12 protein-coding genes are annotated in these 17,223 nt (G+C 37.8%); 9 read left to right on the forward strand and 3 right to left on the reverse strand.

Annotated elements, in window-relative coordinates; genetic code table 11:
• Positions 1-101: 101 nt before the first annotated feature.
• The gene (tagH, locus tag ACZ2V4_RS08230; RefSeq protein WP_419895426.1) at positions 102-893 is read right to left on the reverse strand and encodes a teichoic acids export ABC transporter ATP-binding subunit TagH; all 792 of its coding nucleotides are present in this window, start codon (positions 891-893) and stop codon (positions 102-104) included.
• A gap of 129 nt (positions 894-1,022) precedes the next feature.
• Between tagH and ACZ2V4_RS08235 the strand changes: the two genes are divergently transcribed.
• The 3 genes from ACZ2V4_RS08235 to ACZ2V4_RS08245 all read left to right on the forward strand — a co-directional run bounded on the left by ACZ2V4_RS08235 (position 1,023) and on the right by ACZ2V4_RS08245 (position 3,900).
• Positions 1,023-1,823: a WecB/TagA/CpsF family glycosyltransferase gene (locus ACZ2V4_RS08235; RefSeq protein WP_490514725.1), complete on the forward strand. Its 801-nt coding sequence runs from the start codon at positions 1,023-1,025 to the stop codon at positions 1,821-1,823.
• A gap of 13 nt (positions 1,824-1,836) precedes the next feature.
• Positions 1,837-2,655: an ABC transporter permease gene (locus tag ACZ2V4_RS08240; RefSeq protein WP_419895428.1), complete on the forward strand. Its 819-nt coding sequence runs from the start codon at positions 1,837-1,839 to the stop codon at positions 2,653-2,655.
• 84 nt (positions 2,656-2,739) lie between these two features.
• Positions 2,740-3,900: an iron-containing alcohol dehydrogenase gene (locus ACZ2V4_RS08245; RefSeq protein ID WP_420494279.1), complete on the forward strand. Its 1,161-nt coding sequence runs from the start codon at positions 2,740-2,742 to the stop codon at positions 3,898-3,900.
• A 40-nt stretch (positions 3,901-3,940) separates the two neighbouring features.
• Here the strand turns inward: ACZ2V4_RS08245 and argH are convergent, their stop codons facing one another.
• Both argH and ACZ2V4_RS08255 read right to left on the reverse strand, forming a co-directional pair.
• On the reverse strand, positions 3,941-5,314 hold the full coding sequence (argH, locus tag ACZ2V4_RS08250; protein ID WP_420494280.1) for an argininosuccinate lyase: 1,374 nt from the start codon (positions 5,312-5,314) through the stop codon (positions 3,941-3,943).
• The gene (locus ACZ2V4_RS08255) at positions 5,307-6,515 is read right to left on the reverse strand and encodes an argininosuccinate synthase (protein ID WP_490514726.1); all 1,209 of its coding nucleotides are present in this window, start codon (positions 6,513-6,515) and stop codon (positions 5,307-5,309) included. Before ACZ2V4_RS08255 ends, argH begins: the two co-directional genes overlap by 8 nt.
• Positions 6,516-6,735: 220 nt before the next feature.
• On the opposite strand from ACZ2V4_RS08255, the gene ACZ2V4_RS08260 reads away from it, so the two are divergent.
• From ACZ2V4_RS08260 to ACZ2V4_RS08285, 6 genes are all read left to right on the forward strand, one after another.
• Entirely contained in the window at positions 6,736-8,073 is a 1,338-nt protein-coding gene (locus tag ACZ2V4_RS08260; protein WP_490514727.1) for a glucose-6-phosphate isomerase, read from the forward strand.
• A 95-nt stretch (positions 8,074-8,168) separates the two neighbouring features.
• Positions 8,169-8,735 carry a TVP38/TMEM64 family protein gene (locus ACZ2V4_RS08265; RefSeq protein ID WP_420494283.1) on the forward strand — a complete coding sequence of 189 codons (567 nt, stop codon included), beginning with the start codon at positions 8,169-8,171 and terminating at the stop codon, positions 8,733-8,735.
• A 33-nt stretch (positions 8,736-8,768) separates the two neighbouring features.
• Positions 8,769-9,317 carry a signal peptidase I gene (lepB, locus tag ACZ2V4_RS08270; protein WP_283721763.1) on the forward strand — a complete coding sequence of 183 codons (549 nt, stop codon included), beginning with the start codon at positions 8,769-8,771 and terminating at the stop codon, positions 9,315-9,317.
• A 61-nt stretch (positions 9,318-9,378) separates the two neighbouring features.
• On the forward strand, positions 9,379-12,735 hold the full coding sequence (gene addB / locus ACZ2V4_RS08275) for a helicase-exonuclease AddAB subunit AddB (RefSeq protein ID WP_490514728.1): 3,357 nt from the start codon (positions 9,379-9,381) through the stop codon (positions 12,733-12,735).
• Complete coding sequence (gene addA, locus ACZ2V4_RS08280; protein WP_490514729.1) at positions 12,719-16,165, forward strand: helicase-exonuclease AddAB subunit AddA; 3,447 nt, start codon at positions 12,719-12,721, stop codon at positions 16,163-16,165. Before addB ends, addA begins: the two co-directional genes overlap by 17 nt.
• Complete coding sequence (locus ACZ2V4_RS08285; protein ID WP_490514730.1) at positions 16,165-17,157, forward strand: hypothetical protein; 993 nt, start codon at positions 16,165-16,167, stop codon at positions 17,155-17,157. The genes addA and ACZ2V4_RS08285 overlap by 1 nt, the downstream gene beginning before the upstream one ends.
• Positions 17,158-17,223: the final 66 nt, after the last annotated feature.

Genomic DNA, 17,223 nt, shown 5'->3' on the forward strand with positions numbered 1-17,223 from the left:
ACCTCCGTATAAATTCATTTTAATATGAATTCAACGAAAGTGTTTTTATTTTACTCCCATATCATGGGGTTAGCGCAGTTATTATGCTCGGTTTTATTATTCTATTTATAGAAAAGTCTTTTTTCATTTAATTTGTTACGAAATGCTTTTTGCTCCTTACTGCTTTTCTTTTTATAATCTTTAAGAAAATTTTCGTATTGGTCCATAATCTCATTTGTTTCTCCGAAAGCTTTAACTTCTCCGGCTTCAATCCACATTATTTTAGTACAAAATTCTCTTACTTGTTTTAAATTATGGCTTACAAAGAAAATGGTTTTACCAGCATCTTTAAACTCGTGGATTTTATTTAAACTCTTTTGAGTGAATGTCTGATCGCCTACAGATAATGCTTCATCAATAACCAGGATATCAGGATCAACATTGATACTGATTGCAAATCCTAGTTTCGATTTCATACCACTAGAATATTTTTTTACGGGCTGATAAATGAAGTCACCTAATTCAGAGAACTCAATAATTTTAGGTGTAAGTTCTTTGATTTTGGATTTAGAATATCCCATGAGCAACAGTTTAAACTCTATATTATCGTAGCCGGATAATTGCGCGTTTAAGCCAGCTGCGATTGCGATAACGCTCACCTGACCATTTCGAACGACTTTTCCATCAGTAATAGCTACGCTCCCACCGATAATATTACTGATTGTTGATTTTCCTGATCCATTGATTCCTACTAAGCCGACAATATCCCCTTCATATGCTTCAAAATTTATATCTTTTAAAGCATAAAACCTTTTAGTTTTCTTGGGTAAAATGATATCTAATAATCGATCTTTATTATTATTGAAGAGTTTGTATTCCTTTGTGACATTTTCAAATTTAACAGTTGTTTTCATTATACTCATCCTTATGTAAAAAATGTAAATATTAAGAGATTGTAAAGAATGTTTAAATACTGTATATTATAATATACATTATACTAGAAAATTGCAAAGAGGTGATGGATGTCTTGTACATCTTGACCAATGACATATGAACTTTTAAAACGATATAATATCCATACAGCAATATGTGATGTATTAGATGTTCCTTTCAATGATATAACAAAAGAAGAAACTTTAGAAATAATTGAAAAATTTGATACTATACCTACAACAGATAATTTATTTATAGTAACTGCAAATCCTGAAATTACATATATGGCTAAAAAAAATACGAGTTATATGACACGTATTTCTATGGCAGACTTGATTGTACCTGATGGTATCGGTATTATTAAAGCAGCTAGGCACCTTGGCAGACCTATGAAATCCCGTGTGCCTGGTATTGAATTGATGGAAGGAATGCTAGAAATAGCGAATATGAGAAATAAAAAGGTTTTCCTTCTGGGCAGTTCAAAAAAGACGGTTAAGCAATGCCAGCAGAAATTAGAAGAGAGATATCCAAATATTATCTTTAACTCCAAGCATGGATATAAAGAAATAGATGATAAAAAAACTCTAAAGAAGTTAAAAGATTTTGAGCCCGACTATGTATTTGTAGCAATGGGCTTTCCAAAACAAGAAAGTTTTATATATTTTAATCAGCATCATTTTCGTCATACTGTATTCATGGGGGTAGGAGGGTCGTTTGATGTATTGAGTGGTAATGTTAAACGAGCACCTGAAGTTTTTATTAATATGAACTTAGAATGGCTATATAGAATATTGACTGATTTTAAACGATTTAAAAGAGCGATAACAATTCCATTATTTATGATTGAAGTTAGGAAGCAAATGTTTAACGAAAAATATGATCCACATAAACATCTAAAAGAAAAAGAATAGAAAAGAGGATATTATGAATCCTGTAAGCGTTGTTTTAAGAGAACAGTTTAAAAATTTTTATTTAATTCAAAGACTTGCACAATTTCAAATTAAAATATCGACACATGATAATTATTTAGGCCTTGCGTGGGAATTTATTAATCCACTTATTCAAATCGGTGTTTATTACTTTGTCTTCGGCATTGGTATAAGAGGAGGACGAGCAGATATTCATGGTGTGCCATTTATCTTATGGATGCTTGTTGGTATAAGTATGTGGTTCTTTGTGAATCAAGGTATTCTGGAAGGTACAAAGTCCATTTCGATGAAGTATAGTCAAGTTGCTAAAATGAATTTCCCTTTATCCACGATTCCAAGTTATATTTTAATGAGTAAATTTTATACACATATTATATTATTAGGGCTAATTATTGGTATTTGTTTCTTGTCAGGAATTAAACCATCCATACATATGCTGCAGCTCTTAATCTATATACCGTTCGTATACATTTTCAGTCTATCTGTAACAATGTTTACATCAACACTTGGTGTCCTTGTCAGAGATGTACAGATGGCTGTTCAAGCATTATTAAGAGTGTTATTTTACATCTCTCCGATATTATGGCTACCAGAAGGTACATCTGAAAAGATGCAAATAGTAGAATTTATAATGAAATTGAATCCTGTTTACTTCTTAGCGGAAAGCTATAGAAGTGCTATACTATATCATGAATGGTACTTAGTAGAACATTGGAAGTTAGCATTATATAATCTTGGATTTGTTTTGTTTTTCTTTATTCTCGGCTCAATCCTCCATGTAAAATTCAGAGAACGTTTCAGTGACTTCATATAAGTTCAAATATTTGAATATCTATTAGTAGCTATGACATAATATGCTTAATTGCGTATTATGTCATTTTTAATTCAGGAGGAAGCAATGAATCAATTTACATTTTATAATCCAGTTAAACTAGTATTTGGAAAAGAAAGTCTGGAACAGCTGAACGATATGGTGAAAGCCTATAGCAACGGGAATAAAGTACTACTTACCTATGGTGGCGGAAGCATTAAGAAGACAGGTCTTTACGACGAAGTAATGGAAAAGCTATCAGACTTTGAAGTATTTGAACTCGCTGGAATCGAACCGAATCCACGTGTTGAAACGGTACGCAAAGGTGTAGAAATTGTGAAAGCATATGATATCGACTTTATCGTAGCAGTAGGTGGTGGATCTGTCATCGACGGTACGAAATTGATTGCAGCTGCAAGTAAATATGATGGTGATGCATGGGATATCGTTACACGTAAAGCACAAGTAGATGATGCTGTACCATTTGGCACGGTATTAACTTTATCGGCAACAGGTTCTGAAATGAATTCAGGCAGTGTTATTACAAACTGGGAGACGAATGAGAAGTTAGGATGGGGTTCGCCACTTGTTTTTCCTAAGTTCAGTCTGTTAAATCCAGAAGTGCTATACACATTACCAGAGCATCAGACAGTAAATGGTATTATTGATAGCATGAGTCACCTATTAGAACAGTACTTTAACGAAGCGGATAATACAGAAGTACAAGACCAAATGATCAGTGGCGTACTGAAGACTGTGATGAAGACTGGACCAATTGCAGTGAAAGACCCTAAAAATTACGAAGCACGTGAGACATTGATGCTATCATCAACAGTTGCATTAAACGGTTTCCTGCGTCTAGGTTACGTTGGTGACTGGGCAACGCATAACTTAGAACATGCAGTAAGTGCCGTCTATGATATTGCACACGGTGCAGGTCTTGCGATATTATTCCCTGAATGGATGCGCTATGTAAGTAAGCAGTCTCCAGCACGTTTTGTGAAGTTTGCTGAAGATGTATTCAATGTAGAGGCATCTTTATCAGATGAAGACAAGATCAATTATGCGATTGATGAACTTCAGAACTTCTGGACAAGTCTAGGAGCAAAGCAGAAGTTATCTGATTACGGAGTGAACGCTGAAGATTTAGAAGCATTTGCAGATAAAACTTTAATCTATGGCCCATTCGGTAACTTCTATAAGTTACAACGTGAAGATATACTGGCAATCTATAAAGCAGCGTTATAAATCAGTACGCAAATAAAAAGCAGCGGATTCCGCTGCTTTTTTACATACATTTTTCTGCTTTTGCAATTTGTTTCATCACGCTTTTTGTACTTGTACCATTGTCATTGATTCTTCTATTTACTGCATGTTCGGGGTTGAGCTTCGTATATATATCATTCGTAATATCTTTATTAACCGTTTGATAATGGCCTAATGGAATATCTTTTAGCAGGATATTGTTATCAATTGCGTAAAGTACGAGTTGTCCTGTTATTTCATGTGCGTCTCTAAAAGGGATGCCGAGCGTCACGAGATAGTCTGCAAGTTCCGTCGCATTTGAGAAATCATTTTGTGTAATATCTGTTAGATGTGCCGCATTGACTTCCATCGTATCTATCATGCCAGTGAATATTTGAACAGACTGCAATGCTGTATCGATACTATCGAAGAATCCTTTCTTGTCTTCTTGCAAGTCTTTATTATATGCAAGTGGTAAACCTTTAATCGTCATCAGCAGTCCCATATAGTTACCTGCCACTGTTCCAGATTTACCTCGTATGAGTTCGGCCATATCTGGATTCTTCTTCTGCGGCATAATGGATGAACCTGTAGTATAGGCATCACTTAAAGTTACAAATTTAAACTCTTCGCTGCACCAAAGAATAATCTCTTCAGAGAAACGAGACAGATGCATCATAAGAAGATTAATATTATGCATTATATCGAGTACATAGTCTCTGTCGCTTACTGCATCGATGCTGTTTGCATAGACATCATCAAATTCGAGCAGTGAAGCTGTATACTGCTGGTCAATGGGAAAGGTCGTTCCTGCGAGTGCTCCTGAACCGAGTGGTGATATATTGATGCGTTTTAAGCCTTCGCTGAATCTTACTTTATCACGTTCCAGCATCCAGAAATATGTCATAATATGATGGCTGAAAAGAATCGGCTGTGCACGCTGAAGATGGGTATATCCCGGCATAATTACTGTATGGTACTGCTTGCTTAAATCGATTATGACGTGTTGTAATGCTTTTATAGATGTAATGATGGCCTCTGTCATCTCTTTTGCATACAAGTGCATATCTGTTGCGACCTGATCATTTCTTGAACGAGCGGTATGCATCTTTCCTCCAACAGGGCCGATTTTTTCTATCAGCAGTTTCTCGATATTAAGATGGATGTCTTCTAGTTCTTTTTTGAAAGTCACGTTACCCGCTTCATAGTCTTCTATAATGTCCTGTAGTCCATTGATAATTTGATTCGCTTCATCTGAAGTGATGATATACGTCTTCTCAAGCATCGTAACATGCGCGATACTCCCTTTAATATCTTGGTAGAACAGTCTCGCATCAACTTCAATCGATTGATTGAAGTCGGCGACCTGTTCACTCATACTTTCTTTAAATCTGCCACCCCATAGCGCTTTACTCATGTGCATCACCTCTATACACTCTCGTTGCCTGCTTCACTGGAAGTTCATAGATTTCAATGAATCCGACACTTGCCTGCTGATTGAATGTATCTTCCTTTGTATAAGTTGCGAGCTTCTCGTTATACAGAGTGTTATCACTTTTTCTGCCGATTACTGTGATATTTCCTTTATAGAGTTTGACCTTTGTTTCGCCATTAACGTATTGCTGCATATCTGTTAACAGATGTTTCAGATGATCGGCAAGTGGAGAGAAGAATAAGCCATTATATATAAGGTTAGCAAACTGCTGCTCAACATAGGGTTTAAAATGCTGTACATCTTTCGTTAAAGTGATCGTTTCAAGGTCGTTATGTGCTTTAAGAATGATCATTGCACCTGGTGCTTCATATACTTCACGTGATTTAATGCCGACAAGACGATTCTCAACGTGGTCGATTCTGCCGACACCGTGTTTGCCTCCTAATTCATTCAACTGTTTGATGATTTCGTGCAATTTTAAAGACTGTCCGTTTAATGCAGCTGGAAGTCCTGCTTTAAACGTGATATCAATAATCTCTTCTTCATCTGGTGCATCTTTCGGTGATACGGTTAAGTCATATGCATCTTCAGGTGGTGTGGCATAGGGATCTTCTAAGATGCCGCATTCGTTACTTCTGCCCCATAAATTCTGATCGATTGAGTAGGGTGAATCTAAGTTGATAGGCACGGGAATATCATGCGCTTTAGCGTATTCAATCTCTTCTTCACGACTGAATCCCCAGTCACGAACCGGTGCAAGTGTCGTAATAGATGGATCAATACTATGAATCGCAACTTCAAAACGCACCTGGTCATTTCCTTTTCCTGTACAGCCATGTGCAATGAACTTCGCCTCATGTTGATGTGCAACTTCTACAAGCACTTCAGCGATCAGCGGTCTGCTCAGTGCTGAAATAAGCGGGTATGTATTTTCATAAAGGCTGTTCCCTTTGATCGCATATGATAGGTAGTCCTCTGCATATGCTTCAATCTTATCGAGCATGATCGATTCAATCGCGCCAACTTTGAGTGCTTTTTCTTTAATGTGTGCGAGATCCTTTCCTTCACCGACATCAAGGCAGCATGCGATAACATCATACCCTTTCTCGATTAACCATTGAATTGCGACGCTAGTATCTAATCCTCCAGAATATGCTAATACCACTTTTTGTTTTTCGTTCATTTCAATTCCCCCATTAGTTTTTGAATTCATTTTATTAATTAATATACATAATAATGTATCAGTATGCATAAATAAAATCAAGTATAAATATTCATTTTTTAGAATAAAAATATAAATATTTCAATTTTTAAGATATAAGCGCTTTATAAAGCGTTATGGATTGTGAACTTAAGTTGAATCGAGTACAATGATTGTGAAACTATGAACGGGAGGAATAGAAATGACGCATATTAAATTTAACTACGACATGGCAAAATCGTTCGTAGGAGATCATGAATTGACACAGATGCAGGATTTAGTGAAAAATATTCATCATGTAATCCATGAAGGTAGTGGTGCAGGTAGCGATTTCCTAGGATGGCTGGACTTACCGGTAGATTACGATAAGGAAGAATTCGCACGTATTAAAGAAAGTGCGAAGAAGATAAATGCAGATAGCGACGTGTTAATTGTTATCGGCATTGGAGGGTCTTATCTCGGTGCACGTGCTGCAATCGAGATGCTGAATAAATCATTTGATCACCTGAAATTAGATAAGACACAGATTATCTTTGCAGGACACCAATTATCATCAAGCTATTTGAACGATTTAATTGAATATGTTCAGGACAAAGATTTCTCAGTGAACGTGATTTCTAAATCTGGTACAACGACGGAACCAGCTGTTGCATTCCGTGTATTTAAGAAACTATTGGAAGAGAAATACGGCAAAGAAGGCGCGAGATCTCGTATTTATGCAACTACGGATAAATCTAAAGGTGCATTAAAGTCACTTGCCACAACTGAAGGCTATGAAACATTTGTCGTGCCGGATGATGTCGGAGGACGCTTCTCAGTATTAACAGCTGTTGGATTATTACCGATTGCAGCAGCAGGCCATGATATTGATGCGATGATGGAAGGAGCTGCGAGTGCACGTAATGAACTGAGTTCATCAGAACTTACAGAGAACATCAGTTATCAGTATGCAGCGCTACGTAACATTTTATACAACAAAGGGTACACGATTGAGATGTTAATCAATTATGAACCGAGTCTTCAATACTTCAACGAGTGGTGGAAACAGCTATTCGGTGAGTCTGAAGGTAAGGACTTTAAAGGTATCTATCCATCAAGCGCGAACTTCTCAACGGACCTTCACTCATTAGGTCAATACGTTCAGGAAGGGCGTCGTGATATCTTTGAAACGGTCGTTAAAGTAACGACACCAAGAAGCGATGTCACAATTGAAGCGGATGAGAATGATCTAGATGGTTTAAATTTCTTAGCAGGTAAAACATTGGACTTCGTCAACACGAAAGCATTCCAGGGGACATTACTTGCACATAGCGATGGCGGGGTACCAAACTTCGTCGTTGAAGTACCGAAGTTAGAAGCATTTACTTTCGGTTACCTTGTTTACTTCTTCGAGTTAAGTGTTGCGATGAGTGGTTACTTACTTGGTGTTAATCCATTTAACCAGCCAGGGGTTGAAGCATACAAGCAGAATATGTTCGCATTGCTTGGGAAACCGGGCTTTGAAGACAAGAAGGCAGAACTAGAAGCAAGGCTTCAATAATATATGTCATGTTATTCTTAAAACAAGCTATGAACTGTTCATAGTTTGTTTTTTTTAATATTTACATTATAATCACATAAAAGTGAGGTGAGGGTTTGTTTACAGAAGCGCACTTACTGGAATTATTTGAACGATTTAAAGGTCTCGGCATTGTTATTGCTTTTCTTCTGCCATTTATTGAAGCATTTATTCCGATATTACCGATTATGGTCTTTGCTGTTGTTAATGTGAATGCTTATGGTCTGATACCTGGATTCTTACTTACATGGAGCGGTGCAGTAGCTGGTTCATATTGTGTTACGCTTTTAGTGAGAACCTATGGTCAGCACCGACTTTTAAGACGATTAAGCAAACATCCGCAGACATTAAAGTTTATAAGAAGAGTGGATAACAGAGGGATGCTGCCATTATTTTTGTTACTCTGCTTTCCATTCACACCCTCCAGTCTGGTCAATATTGTGGCAGGTCTAAGCACGCTCGATATAAAGAAATATTTATGGGTCGTTCTATTCGGAAAAGCGATTATGTTGTTTACTTTAAGCTTTATCGGTAACGATATATATTCCTTTGTGAAAGCACCTGAAAAGAGTATAATTGTTATTATAGTGCTCGTGATTCTGTGGTGGATTGGTAAAAGAATTGAGCGGCATCTGGAAAGATAAGTGATTAATATAAAATAAGTTGAGGTGCTCCTTTTGAAGCGGGAATTTATTGAATGGCTGATTGCGATTGTCATTGCTACAGTATTATATTTTGTTGTAAAGACATTCTTCTTTATTTCTTATTCTGTAAGTGGCGATTCAATGTATCCGACTTTCACTGATGATGATAAGGTCATCGTTAATAAGATGAGTACACTGCATAATGGCGATGTTATCGTCTTTCATACAGGAAGTACTCAAGATTATGTTAAACGTATTATAGGAAAGCCGGGAGATAAAGTAGAATACAGGGATGATGTTTTATATATTAATGGTGAACGTACTGAAGAACCCTACCTTCAGGAAAACAGAATTGCTAAGACAAATATATTGCTTACAGAAAATTTCAAAGTAAGTGATCTATCTGGTGCGGGTGGTAAATCGGTCATTCCAGAAGGTAAGCTGCTTGTTCTTGGAGACAACAGAGAGACGAGTAATGATAGCAGAAGTTTCGGATTGATCAAAGAGCAGCAAGTTGTAGGAGAAGTACAGGTAAGATATTGGCCGCTAGATACATTTCATGTGAATTTTAATCCACAATAAATATAGATACAACTTTACAAAATATTCCTGTTTGTAAAGTTGTTTTTTTAGGAGGAAACAGATGACAGTTCAATTATTACTCGGCAGAAGAGGGACAGGGAAAACCTATGAAATTATTGAAAGGATAAAGTCACAGCTGAAAGGACAACCGCTTGGTGATCCAATTATCATGATTGCACCAAGACAAAGTACCTTTCAGATTGAACAGGCGTTAAGTCATGATGCGATGATTAAAGGAAGTATGCGTACAGCAATCTATTCTTTTGATCGACTGTTCTGGAGACTTGAAAGCGAAGAAGGAAGCACGGAGCTGCAGCATATTTCAAACAGTGGCGTTGAAATGCTGACGTATCAGATACTCAACGAACATAAAGATGAATTAAAGAGATTTCAGTCGACAAGCGCATACTTTGGCTTTAGTCAGAAGATGGCAGCAGTCATCTCAGAACTAAAAAAATATAATGTCACACCGCCCGATGTTTATACACTGCTCGGAAAAGAAATGGATGTGCGCACGAAAGATAAGCTGCATGACATATATGAAGTGTATACAGCATTAGAGGAGAAGATGAGCGGACGGTATATGCAGACAGAGGATATGCTCGTTTCTCTATGTAGAATGATAGAAACATCAGAGACAATCCGTAATGCGGATATATACATTGATGGTTTCTATAACTTTACGACTGTAGAATATATGGTCATCCAGTCGTTAGCACAGCATGCGAAATCACTGACAATCGCATTGACAATCGATCAGACAGACCCTGTACTGTTTAGAAAGACGACAGAAACGTTAGATCATATTAAAACTTATTTGCATGAGCGCGCATTAACATATCATGTCGACAATATGCATGTTCCTTATCGTTTCAATGACGAACTGAACACGCTTGAAAACAGTTTCTCACGTGAAGTATCAATCAGTCACCCGGAGCATATACATTTATCACAGCATGGATCTGTACCAGCCGAAGCTGCGCATATCGCACATCAAATAATGGACCTCGTGAGAAATGGGGAGAGATTTAAGGATATTGCAGTACTCTATCGTGATGAAAGTTATGTCAAGCAGCTGATTGATGTGTGCCGTAAGCATGAGATTCCATATCATACGGACTATAAAGAACTAATGATTCACCATAAAGCAATTGAACTGATTCGTTCATTACTGGATGCATTTAAGACAAATATGCGTATTGAACATCTATTTCGAGCACTGAAGACAGGTTTAATTGCACACGAATTTAAGAGAGAAGAAGATCTGCTTCTTATTGATATGCTGGAAAACGTTATGATTGAGCGTGGCATGTATTATGATGATTTAATTCATAAACGTAAATTATTTTATGATGAAAAGGATGTCTATGAACAAGACCAATGGGATGCATTACTACAATATATCGAGTATATGCTATCGATTATAGAACCTTTTAAGGAAGGGATAGTGAACGCGCAGTCCGGACGTGCATTTGCAAGTGCAATCTATAATTTTATGCTGTCAATTTCGCTGCCAGAATATTTGATGCAGCATAAAGATATGGCTAAAGACAACGGCGAGCAGTATATTGCGCTGACATTTGATCAGATTCTAACTGGACTAAATCAGGTACTGGATGATTTCGTATTGATTATGGATGAAGTGATATTAGATTATAAGGTGATGTGCGATATTATAGATGTTGGGTTCTTGGCACTTGAATATAATGCACCACCTCAAGGACTCGACCAGATACAGATATTAAACCTTGATCTTGCAAAGGTAGAAAATAAAAAGTATGTATTCGTATGCGGGGTCAATGATGATATTCTGCCTCGACCGATGAAAGAAGATGCGCTGATTACGGACCAGGAAAAACGTATGATGCAGGAAATAGGGGATATTCATCTTGCACCGACAACGGATGTACTGATACAGGATGAATGGTTTGTATTCTATAATGCTGTGACACATGCACAGCATTCGGTATACATATCATACAGTTTAATGAATATGAACCAGGAAGCGATGCGTCCTTCGAGGTATTTAGCGCGGCTAGAGAGACAGTTACACCTTGAGGTTCAGGATATGACGCATGATATGAAACCGCAAGACTGTATCACAACGTATCAGGCAGGTATTAAACATGCAGTGTCACATATTGAAGACGATACTTGGTCAGATGTTATTGCAGTGTATGAGACAGATCCGCAATTTGAACATGTATTTAAGCTGAGACATTACAGAAATCAGTCAGAGATGCTCGTCGAACATGAGGTGTCGCATCTTTATGGCGATACGATAAAGGCTAGCGTCTCAAGGTTTGAAACATTTAACCAATGTGCATTCAAACACTTTGCAAACCATGGTCTAAAATTAAAGGAACGTCTGCCTTATCAATTTCAGTCATTCCAGCTTGGCAATATCTTTCATGATGCACTGCGACACTTAAGTGAGAAGTTTAAGGATCAGGTGCTGCAAGTGGATGCCGCTGTCATCGCTTCAGAAATCGACGACTATTTGAAAGCGTCACTGCCTTCTGTTCATTATGAAGTGCTGTATTCTAAACATTACTATCAATATATCGTTAAACAGATCAGGACAATTTTACTCTCGACTTTCACTGCGATTCAACGTCAGACGAAGTACAGCAACTTTAAGATGGCGCGTTTTGAGACGAAATTTGGTAAAGGTGGCGCACTGGATACGCAAATTTATCGTTTCGGAAAGAATAAACAGATCGAGATTACCGGACAGATTGATAGAATCGATATACTCCCATCAACAGATAAAGATTATGTGCGCATCATCGATTATAAATCACGTGAGACTGATCTTGACTTAAAGCAGGTCTATTATGGACTGCAAATGCAGATGCTGACTTATATGGACGTCGTGCTTTCAAACACTGCACGGCTTGGACTGAAGAGTGATGTAATACCAGCAGGGATGCTTTATTTTCATGTGTACAATCCAAAACTTTCATTTAACGTGAAGCAAGGTGCAGAGCAACTCTTCGATGAACGATTTAATAAATATAGTATGCAGGGGTTTATCCTTGATGACATAGAGATCGCGAAAGATATGGACACGACGCTTGAAGCGGGACAGAAATCGAAAATCGTTCCCGCGATGTTAAAGAATGACGGATCGTTTAATAAGAGAAGCTCCAGAACGCTTGCATTAGAAGAAATGCATGCACTTATTCAGCATAATAAACAGCAGTTTATGCATACAGCACAAAATATATTGCAAGGAGACAGCCGTATCAATCCTGTAAGATACGATAAGCTGAACCCTTGTCAGTTCTGTGCGTTTAAATCGGTATGCCATATAGATCCGATATTAAACCAGGAGGATATCAGAACGTTTGATAAAGAAATCGACCCATTAAATGAAATTATGAAGGCGGTGAATAAAGATGCGATGGACAGCTAGTCAGCAAGAAGCGATAGTGACAACAGGACAGGATACACTCGTTGCAGCAGCGGCGGGTAGTGGTAAGACAGCAGTGCTTGTAGAACGTATCATTAGAAAGGTCATCGATCATTCGGTCAATATTGATGAACTGCTCGTCGTTACATTTACAAATGCAAGCGCGAAAGAAATGAAACACCGTATTTTTAATCGCTTGCAAGAAGCATTGAATGATGCACCTCATAATGAACATCTCAAAACGCAGCTCATCAAATTGCATCAAGCAGATATATCGACTTTGCATCGCTTCTGTCTTAATTTAATCGAGCGTTTCTATTATACAATTGATCTTGATCCGACGTTCAGAACCGCTTCTGAAGAAGAACGTGCGCTGTTACTCATGCAGGCGATTGATGATGTATTAGAAACAGTTTATGAAGCTGCACATCCGGATGATATGACGTTACTTCTGCACCTTTCATCAGACCGTAAGGATGATTACGTGAGAAAGACATTAGTGAAGATGTACGACTTTGCGATTGCGAATAGTCATCCTTCGAGATGGCTAGACGCGATTGCGGCTTCATATCGTGACGTTTCAATAGACAGCAGTTATTTCTTATCGATTAATCAACAGATTAATGACGAACTGCTGCAGGCAATCCAGTTAATTAAGCGTGCAGAAGATCTATGTATCAGCGCGGCATTAGATACAAACCTTGAATATCTACAGAAAATACGTCAGCAGCTGGAACAGTTTCCTGAAGCGCTGGAAGATAAATTCTCATTTATTCAAAGTATTCAATTTGGTCGCAAACCGAATATGAAAAAGAGCGATGATCCGTACGATAAAGAATTAAATGAAGGCATAAAAGAATATTTAGCACAGAGTAAGAAGCTGGTATCAAATATTCAGGAAAACTATCTATATGCACCAATAGCAGAACTTGCTGATGATATTCGTGCCATGTCGGTTGAAGTAGAACGATTGACACGTATAACACAGATGGTCATCGATAGATTCAGCCAGCTTAAACGTGAGCGTAAACTGATAGATTTTAGCGATTATGAGCATTTCGCTCTGCAAATATTAATCCATAATGATGAGCCGACTGAAATTGCACACATGCTAAAGGCGCAATATAAGGAGATTCTCGTCGATGAATACCAGGATACAAACCGTGTACAGGAAAGTATCATTCAGGCGATCAAACGTGAGAATAATATGTTTATGGTCGGAGATGTGAAACAATCCATCTATAAATTCCGACAGGCAGAACCTGAACTATTTATGGAGAAATACAGTCATTTCAAATCAGGCGGACCTGGTAAAGTCATCGATCTTTCTCAAAACTTCCGTTCACGTCGTTCTGTCATCGACAATACAAATGAAATATTCTCTAAAATAATGGATGAGAAACTTGGTGATATCATCTATGATGATGCACAGATGCTATATTACGGTGCACCGTATGACGACGTGTCACAGCATACAGAACTGCATCTTCTGAGTAAAGAGGAACTGAATGATATCGAATACTATGCTTCTCATCATATTGCCGATGTCATTGAACAGATTATTGCACAAGAAAAAGTTTATGATGTTAAGACGGGTGAGTACCGTGCAGCTCAGTATAAAGATATCGCAATCTTAGAGCGTGGATTCAGCAATGCGGCAGAGCATATGAAAGTGATGAAAGACCACAAGATTCCTTTTCATGTGAATAGTAAAGAAGGGTATTTCCAGACGGACGAAATTAATACGACTTTAAGTTTATTAAGAGTGGTAGATAATCCATTACAAGATATTCCTTTAGCTGGGCTTTTGCGCAGCATCATCTATCAGTTTGATGCTCATGAACTTACCGCATTGAGATCCGACTGTTCAGTCTATCTTTACCATAACCTTCTCGCATATAGTGTCAATGGTGAAAATGAACAGCTTAAGCATAAGGTGAAGAAGGTGCTCGCTGATATTTCAGATTATCGTGAACAAAGTAGAAAGGTGAGTGTGAAGGACTTAATCGATTACATATATAATGACACGCTGCTCATTGAAAAGTTTACCTTACTGCCAGGAGGCCACCAGCGACAAGCCAATCTGGAAGGTCTGCTACAAAAGGCAGAGCAGTTTGAACAGAGTAGTTACCGAGGTATCTATCAGTTTCTTCGCTTTGTAGACAATATACTTGAAGCTGGTAAAGACTTTGGTGAGATGAATATTGTTTCAGATGAAGCGGACGTTGTCAGAATGATGACAGTCCACGCCTCTAAAGGATTAGAGTTTCCTTTTGTCATCTATAACAATATTGACCGCCAGTTCAACTTGATGGAAACAAAGGAACAGCTGCTGCTGAATCAACGTCTTGGCCTGTCTATTAATTTCTATGATAAGGCGGCGCATACGACTTATCCGTTAGCAATCAATCAGTTGTTTAAGACGAAGATTCGTAATGAACAAGTGTCTGAAGAGTTGAGGTTGATGTATGTTGCGCTTACGCGTGCCCGTGAAAAACTGGTGCTTGTAGGAAATGTCAAAGACGATAAAGTGATAGAGAAGTTTCAGAATGTAGAAGTCGATAAAAAGATGGATGATTACTATAGACTCAGTGCGCTTAGTCCTTTGCAGCTTATCGCACCGATTGCATTACATGATGCCTCTATTGACGTTCGTATTATTCGTACGCTGAACACGCCCGAAAATGAAGCTACAGAAACAGCTGAATCTAATGAAGCTGAAGGTGTAACATGGCTACAGGAACTTAAAGAGTACCGCTATCCATATTTAAGTGAGAATTTGCTACCGACAAAAGAAAGTGTGTCAGAAATAAAGAAAGCACAGGAAACAGATGATGAAGCCACTGCCTGGACATATATCAATCAATATCGACTTGGTAAAGCGACTTATGATCGTCCAAAGTTTATGTCTGAAGAGAAGAAGACGGCAGCTGAATATGGAACACTTATGCATAAAGTAATGCAGCATCTGCCGCGCCTGAACAATGTGGAATCAGAGGATATCAAGCATTTTCTTGATGATTTAGTAGAGCGTCGCATTATTTCAGATGAGGAACGACCGCTCATCAACGAAAAACATATTTATCAGTTCACAAAGACTGTACTTTATGACAGATTGGTTCATGCAGACGAGGTTTACTTTGAGCTGCCGTTTGTTATCGGTAAGCAGTATATCACACAAAGTCATCCAGATCAGCTTGTCCAGGGGATGATTGACTGTGTATTTAAGTTTGATGGACATTACTATTTTATCGATTATAAGACAGATAAAGTAATCTCAAGGCTCAGCCGCACGACAGAGGAAACACTAGCAGAATTGAAGCTTCGTTATGAAGTTCAGATGAATTACTATAAGAAGACGCTGGAAGTTATATTAGATGAACCTGTAACTGGATATCTATATTTCTTTGAGGCGGGAATGGTTGAGGTGTAATGATAAAATTATTGCTTAAATACAGTATGATGGGAATCGTTTTATTGATCTACGGGCTGCACTTTATATATTTAAGTGCACAGCCTGTAGAATTTATTAATCCATTCGATTATTATGCGCAAGAAGAACTTCCTGTGCTAGAAACTTACTTATTTATCATTTTGTTTACAATGATTCCGGTCATCGCTTATTTTCTGGCACGTGTGCAACTTACACGCAGAATGATGGCTTACTTGATTATTGGTGGGCTTCTCATATTAGTACATTCAAGAATGAGTATCATATTTATGATGATGCTAGGACTTATTGTTACGAATATGATTTATAAGTTCATCGGAGCATATTCACGTACACTTTATATCAGCATCGCCTGTTTATTGATGAGTGTGCTGTTCATCGCTATTTTAATTCCGTCTTTGTTACTCTATGGTGACAAGGAGACATTTCTTAATGTTAATGCATTCCAGGAATTTATTGGTACGTACAACGCATCTCATTACGGAGAAATCTTACAGTTGAACAGAGAACTGTTCAACTCGCATCTGTGGCATTATACAATCGTGCTATGTTGTGTTATCGTACCTTCTATGCTTTTAGGACGTGCACGAATCACGCAGTTCAAGCTTCCGCTAGCGCTTATACTGTTAACATTAGGAACAGCAGCTAAGTTGCAGCTGTTTAGCACCACTTTTGACTGGACACAGTTTATCATTACGTTGTCCGGATCATTATTACAAGGACTAGCTATCGCTATGTTACTCGACCGCAATATTCATGTCACTCCACGTGATGTCATTACTTTTGTGGCTTTTATTGCCATCGTCGAGATCAGTGCCACACTGCTATTTACAGGGTGGTTCCGTGCATTTCCACCAGAGAATTTAAATGTAATGATGACAGAAAGCTTGATATTGACTGTAATTATAAGTGCCGTATTCGTCGTTTTGATGTTAATTCTTCATGTAAAAAATAATAAATTCAAAAAAATCTGAAAAATAACTCTAAAACAATGAAACGTCATCTTATTTTCTGTATAATGAAACAAAGTATAAGAAGGA

It is taken from the genome of Macrococcus sp. CoH-51_TC_04 (assembly GCF_058188655.1).